The following is a 6,959-nucleotide window of genomic DNA, read 5'->3' as shown; positions in this document are numbered from 1 at the left end:
TTATTTTCTGCAAATTTACGCTCTTGGAACCATATAAACAACTGTACTACAATATTTTAATTTATAGAACTCCTCTACATTATTTACGAAAAATAAAAATATCTGTTATCTTTGTCACTTGTTAGTAATCATACCCATTTATGAGTGATACTTATACCCGATCAGTCATTTCATTTTCTTTAAAGATGGGGCATTTTACATCTCTCAAACGTTATCTTAACATTTCTTACATTTCTCAAATCCAATTTTTATCAAATATTCTTAATACCCGGAAATATTTGAAAGAATTAGCACGAATTATGTATAAGGGAAAGAGTGCAAAAATAAATTTATAATAATACGCAATATGAAAATTGAAAAATTGAAAATGACTCGAATGCATAACTTATTCATCATTGCCTTGAGTGCAATGTGTGTCGCATGTGGAGGAAAAAATCAGGGAAGACAACAAACGGTTCCCGAATTTGCAGTAATCACTTTACAGCCCGAAACGGTAAAATTGACCTCTGCTTATCCGGCAACTTTCAAAGGACGCCAGGATGTCGAGATCCGTCCGAATGTAAGTGGTTTTATTACGAAACTATGTGTAGACGAAGGCTCGAGTGTCCAAAAAGGCCAAACCTTATTTGTTATCGATCCTGTTCAATACGAAGAAGCTGTCAACGTAGCAAAAGCTGCTGTAGAAGTAGCTAAAGCCAATGTTGCGACCGCAGAATTGACGGCCAAAAACAAGCGGCAACTCGAACAAAAGAATATTATCAGTAAATTCGATCTTCAGACAGCAGAGAATGCGCTGGCTTCCAGCGAGGCAGCCCTGGCTCAGGCGAAGGCACAGCTGACCAACGCCGAAAAAAATCTCTCCTATACGCAAGTCACAAGTCCCGTCAACGGAGTCATGGGAAAAGTACCTTTCCGGGTCGGTTCCCTGGTCAGTCCGAGTATGACGACTCCGCTCACAACGGTTTCCGATATTTCAGAAATGTATGCTTATTTTTCTATGACTGAAAAACAATTACTCGACCTGATCCGTCAGGACAGCACTTCTAGTAAGATTTTGGAAAAAATGCCTCCGGTATCTTTAACCACCGCAGACGGCCGTCCTTATTCCCAGCAAGGAAAAATCGAGACAATCAGTGAAGTAATCGACCAAACAACCGGATCGGTAAGCGTACGTGCCACCTTCAGCAACCCTCAACGTCTATTGAGAAGCGGAGGCACCGGTTCCGTTATCATTCCTTCCCAACTTCAGAATGTGTTGGTGGTACCTCAAAAAGCCACCTACGAACTTCAGGATAAACGTTTTGTGTTTGTCGTAGATGCCGACTCGAAGGTAAAAAATACTGAAGTCGAAGTATTCAAATTGGATGACGGTAAAAATTTCGTCGTTACTTCGGGATTAAATCCGGGAGACAGAATCGTTATCGAAGGAGTAGGAACGCTCCGGGACGGCACCCAGATCCAACCGATCACTCCTGAGGCTGCAGCTGCCAAAATCAAAGCTGCCACTCAACCTGTGAATAAATAATCTGCTTTAAAGCTTAAGAAAATGAAATTAGATCGATTTATTAACCGTCCGGTACTTTCAACGGTAATTTCCATTGTCGTCGTTATATTGGGTATATTAGGACTTGTATCCTTACCTGTATCGCAGTATCCGGATATCGCCCCTCCAACCATCCGGGTCACCACAACCTATACCGGGGCCAATGCACAGACTATTCTGAACAGTGTTATCGCTCCGCTGGAAGAGCAAATCAACGGTGTGGAGGACATGATGTATATGAGTTCCACAGCGACCAATACCGGAGAAGCCAGCATAGAAGTTTATTTTAAGCAGGGTACCGACCCCGATATGGCTGCAGTAAATGTGCAAAACCGGGTAGCTAAAGCCCAGGGATTCCTTCCCGCCGAAGTCACCCAGGTAGGAGTCATCACCCAAAAACGGCAATCCAGTATGCTGCTAGGTTTTTCTTTCTATAGTTCCGACGATAAATACGATAACGAATTTCTGGAGAACTACATGAACATCAACATTATCCCTGAAATTAAACGTATTCAGGGGGTTGGAGACGCCATGGTGATGGGAACCGACTATTCGATGCGTATCTGGTTGAAACCGGATGTTATGGCCCAATACAAACTGATGCCCAGTGATGTATCGGTTGCTTTAGCAGAACAAAACATCGAAGCTGCTCCGGGACAATTCGGAGAACGGGGTAATCAGTCCTTTCAATATGTCATGAAATACAAGGGGCGTTTACAAACGCAGGAAGAATTTGAAAATATCGTTATCCGGGCTACCTCCGACGGAGAAATTTTGCGTTTGAAAGATATTGCAACAGTCGAATTAGGCCGGTTGACTTATGGTTTCCAGAACAATGTCAACGGACATCCGGGAGTAACCGCAATCATTTTCCAAACGGCAGGATCCAATGCTACGACCATCATCCAGGACATTCAGGAATACCTTAAAAAAGTGGAACCGACCTTACCTCCCGGAGTCAAAGTCGTAGAATTGTTGAATGCCAACGACTTTTTGTTCGCTTCTATCCACGAAGTATTGAAAACCTTGCTCGAAGCATTTGTACTGGTATTTTTAGTGGTATATATCTTCTTGCAGGATTTTCGTTCCACCTTGATCCCGGCCATAGCAATCCCTGTTGCGCTGATCGGTACTTTCTTCGGTCTGTACCTGATCGGTTTCAGTGTCAATCTGCTAACCTTATGTGCCATGGTATTGGCCATTGCCATTGTTGTCGACGATGCCATTGTCGTCGTCGAGGGGGTTCATGCCAAGCTCGACCAAGGGTATAAATCGGCCCGTCTGGCTTCTATCGATGCGATGAGCGAACTGGGGGGAGCCATTGTATCCATCACCCTGGTCATGATGTCTGTATTTATTCCGGTAAGTTTTATGACAGGAACCTCAGGAACTTTCTACCGGCAGTTCGGACTCACGATGGCTATTGCTATCGGCCTATCGGCAATCAATGCCTTAACGTTAAGTCCTGCATTGTGTGCTATATTTTTACATCCCCACGATAAAAACGGAGAGAAGAAAAAGACTTCTCTGATCGAACGTTTCCACATCGCATTCAATGCCGCTTATGATGTTACCCTGAAAAAGTACGAACGAGGAATCACATTCTTTATCCGTCGTAAATTTTTATCATTTGCCATCGTTATAGCGACTATCGTCGTTATGATCTTCCTGATGAACATCACTCCTACCGGATTGGTTCCCAATGAAGATACCGGAACCATTTTCGCCGTAGTCGATATGGCACCGGGTACCGCCCAGGAGAGAACCGAAGCCGTTATGGAACAGGTAGACAGTTTGGTGGCAGCCAATCCGGCAGTGAAGAGCAGGACCCAGGTAACCGGTTACAGCTTCCTGGCAGGACAAGGTAACTCATACGGGACGCTGATCATAAAATTGAAAGACTGGAAAGAACGGGGTAAAGGGGAAGATGCCAATACGGTAATCGGTACCCTATATATGCAGGCTCAATCTCTGATCAAAGATGCCCGAGTATTGTTATTCGCCCCTCCGATGATCCCCGGCTACAGTGTCACCAACGGTTTCGAGTTCAACTTACAGGATAAAACCGGTGGAGATTTGAATACTTTCTATGAAGTTGCTCAGGAATTTCTGGGAAAATTGAAAGAACGGCCTGAAATCGCTACGGCTCAAACGTCTTTCAACCCCACTTTCCCTCAGTATATGATCGATATAGATGCAGCCAAATGTAAGCAAGCCGGTATCAGTCCCAACGATATCCTAACTACTTTGCAAGGCTATTACGGCGGTATATATGCATCCAATTTCAACCGTTTCGGTAAATTATACCGGGTAATGATTCAGGCAGATCCCCGTTATCGGATCAATCCGGAATCTCTGCAAAACGTCAAAATCCGGAACGGAAACGAAATGGCACCGATCAGTCAATTTATGACGCTGACAAAAGTATACGGTCCCGACAACATCAAGCGTTTCAATATGTTTACCTCCATGAGTGTGAACGGTTCGCCGGCTGACGGCTATAGTTCCGGACAGGCGATTAAAGCTATCGAAGAAGTTGCCGCCCAATCCTTGCCAACAGGGTATGGATTCGAATTTTCCGGAATGACCCGGGAAGAACAAAGTAGTAGCGGGAGTACGACAGCGATGATATTCGCACTGTGTTTCGTATTCGTCTATTTGTTGCTGAGTGCACAGTATGAAAGTTATATTCTGCCTCTGGTCGTACTGCTTTCCGTCCCCTCCGGATTGATGGGTAGTTTTATTTTCGCTCAGATCATGGGAGTAGAAAACAACATTTATATGCAAATCGCTTTGATTATGTTGATCGGTCTGTTGGCTAAAAATGCGATATTGATTACTGAATTCGCCTTAGACCGCCGGAAAACCGGTATGAGCATTACCGAAGCAGCCGTATCGGGAGCTTCTGCCCGGTTACGCCCTATCTTAATGACCTCCCTGGCTATGGTCATCGGATTGCTGCCGCTGATGTTCGCTCATGGAGTCGGAGCCAACGGTAACAGCACTTTGGGAACCGGAGCGATCGGTGGTATGTTTATCGGAATGATCTGTCAGATCTTTATTGTTCCGGCTTTGTTTGTTGTTTTCGAACATATCCAGGAAAAAGTCAAACCGCTGGAATGGCATGATACGGATAATACGGATATCGCCTCTGAAATTGAACAATATACGAAATAAGAAATACCATGAAAATACAAACGATTATATATCCTTTATGTATGGCAGCTCTACTGGGCAGCTGCCATATATACAAACCATACAGCCGTCCCGAAGTAGATACGCAAGGCTTGTACAGGGATCCTGTTTCGGTGAACGATACCCTGGTATCCGATACCGTCAATATGGCCAATCTACCCTGGGAGAAGGTTTTCACCGATCCTCAATTACAAGTGTTGATCCGCTTGGGTCTCGAAAGAAATACAGACTTGCAAACCGCTATGTTGCAGGTAAAAGAAGCTCAAGCCAGCCTGATGACTTCGCGTTTATCCTACCTTCCTTCTCTTACCCTTGCCCCCCAAGGCGGAGTGAGTAGTTTCGACCGGATGAAAGGCAGTTGGAGCTGGTCCCTGCCCGTTTCAGCAAGTTGGGAATTGGATCTTTTCGGAAAGATTCTAAATACAAAACGGGCGGCGAAAGCAGCCTTATTACGGAGTGAAGCCTATCGACAAGCTGTGCAAACCCAGGTTGTCGCTGCAATAGCCAATTATTATTACACCTTACTGATGCTCGACAAGCAGTTGCAGATCACAGAAGAAACTGCCGTATTATGGGGAGAAAATGTCGAGACCATGAAAGCGATGAAAGAGGCGGCGATGGTCAATGAAGCAGGAGTTGTACAAAGCGAAGCCAATTATTATATGGTGCTGGCTTCTATCTCCGACCTGAAAAATCAGATCCGGGAAACCGAGAATGCCTTATCCTTACTGTTGCGACAAGCTCCTCAGAAAATCGAACGCGGCAAGCTGGAGGACCAACAACTCCCGACAATACTGCATACCGGCGTCCCGGTACAATTGTTATCCAACCGTCCGGACGTCAAAGCGGCAGAAATGGCATTAGCAGGAACATATTATAATGCCAACGAAGCACGTGCTGCTTTCTATCCGTCGATCTCCATCAGCGGGACTTATGGATGGACCAATCAAGCCGGGAACACGATCATCAATCCCGGAAAAATGATTGCCTCGGCTATCGGTTCACTGACCCAACCTTTATTTTACCGGGGAGCGAATATTGCCCGCTTAAAGATTGCCAAAGCCCAGCAAGCAGAGGCGATGTTAAGTTTCGAACAAGCGATATTGAATGCAGGCGCCGATGTCAGCGATGCACTGAGTCTGTATCAATCGGCTGAAGATAAACGGATACAACGGGTGAAACAAATAAATTCATTGGAAAAATCGGTGGAGTATACACAGGAATTACTAACTTTAGGTACCTCTAATACGAATTACCTGGAAGTACTGACAGCACAACAATCGCTGTTAAACGCTCAGTTGTCCGGAATTTCCGATGAGTTCCAGCGTTTGCAGGCCGTAGTAAACCTATACCATGCATTGGGTGGAGGCACTAAATAACGACACTAACCTTAAAAACAAAAAATATGATCAGTCCTTTAGCGTATGTAGATAAAGAAGCCCGGATCGGAGCGAATGTTACCATTCATCCTTTTGCCTATATCGACAAGAATGTCGAAATCGGAGACAATTGTACGATCATGCCTTATGCCAGTATTCTCAGTGGCACCCGTATGGGAACGGATAATATCATCTATCAGGGTGCCATCATCGGTGCTACTCCTCAGGATTTTAAATTCAAGGGTGAGGATACCCTCCTGAAAATCGGTAATCACAATACCATACGGGAGAAAGTGATCCTTAACCGGGGCACGAACACAACCGATTGTACGATAATCGGAGACGGTAACTTTCTGCTGGAAGGCGTACATCTGGCACACGACACCCATTTAGGCAGCCATTGTGTATTGGGAAACGGTGCCAAAACAGCAGGAAACTGTATTATCGACGACAAGGCGATTTTAGGTAGTGAAGTGATCGTCAAACACGGTTGCCGTATCGGAAGCTGGGCACTATTGCGTGACGGCTGCCGCGCCAACAAAGATGTTCCGCCTTATATCGTGGCGGCCCACAATCCGATCAGTTACTATGGAATCAATGCTTTGATCCTGGCTAAAGAAGGCCATCTCACCGAAAATGTGATCGATAATATAGCTAAATGTTACCGGCAAATTTATCAATGCGGTACCAGTCTGGAAAATGCCCTGCGAAGAATCAAAGATATTATTCCTCTCAGTCCGGAAATCACTTACCTGGTAGATTTTATCGAACAATCTAAAAAGGGGATTATCGGAACGACAATGTAAATTTAAAAATTCAACGGTTACAAGAGTGACAACGAT

4 protein-coding genes are annotated in these 6,959 nt (G+C 44.8%); all 4 read left to right on the top strand.

All coding sequences use genetic code 11. The annotated features are described in order from the left end of the window. The first annotated feature begins 346 nt into the window (after positions 1-346). Genes WS42_RS08165 through lpxA form a run of 4 tightly spaced genes read left to right on the top strand, consistent with a single transcriptional unit; the run spans position 347 to position 6,923 of the window. On the top strand, positions 347-1,525 hold the full coding sequence (locus WS42_RS08165; RefSeq protein WP_022161046.1) for an efflux RND transporter periplasmic adaptor subunit: 1,179 nt from the start codon (positions 347-349) through the stop codon (positions 1,523-1,525). Between the two features lie 21 nt (positions 1,526-1,546). After that, positions 1,547-4,720, top strand: coding sequence for an efflux RND transporter permease subunit (locus WS42_RS08160; RefSeq protein WP_013610894.1), 3,174 nt, complete (start codon positions 1,547-1,549; stop codon positions 4,718-4,720). A gap of 8 nt (positions 4,721-4,728) precedes the next feature. Further along, positions 4,729-6,117, top strand: a complete 1,389-nt coding sequence (locus WS42_RS08155) for an efflux transporter outer membrane subunit (protein WP_013610893.1) — start codon at positions 4,729-4,731, stop codon at positions 6,115-6,117. Between the two features lie 26 nt (positions 6,118-6,143). After that, positions 6,144-6,923, top strand: coding sequence for an acyl-ACP--UDP-N-acetylglucosamine O-acyltransferase (lpxA, locus tag WS42_RS08150; RefSeq protein WP_013610892.1), 780 nt, complete (start codon positions 6,144-6,146; stop codon positions 6,921-6,923). Positions 6,924-6,959 lie beyond the last annotated feature (36 nt).

It is taken from the genome of Odoribacter sp. N54.MGS-14, assembly GCF_000980295.1.
GTDB lineage: Bacteria > Bacteroidota > Bacteroidia > Bacteroidales > Marinifilaceae > Odoribacter > Odoribacter splanchnicus.
Note: the sequence above shows the minus strand (reverse complement) of the source record. Positions and strands in the feature narration are given on the sequence as shown.

Bases quoted from the DNA above. Each gene is read 5' to 3' on its own strand.
- WS42_RS08165 (WP_022161046.1), top strand. From the start codon at position 347: ATGAAAATTGAAAAATTGAAAATGACTCGAATGCATAACTTATTCATC.
- WS42_RS08160 (WP_013610894.1), top strand. From the start codon at position 1,547: ATGAAATTAGATCGATTTATTAACCGTCCGGTACTTTCAACGGTAATT.
- WS42_RS08155 (WP_013610893.1), top strand. From the start codon at position 4,729: ATGAAAATACAAACGATTATATATCCTTTATGTATGGCAGCTCTACTG.
- lpxA (WP_013610892.1), top strand. From the start codon at position 6,144: ATGATCAGTCCTTTAGCGTATGTAGATAAAGAAGCCCGGATCGGAGCG.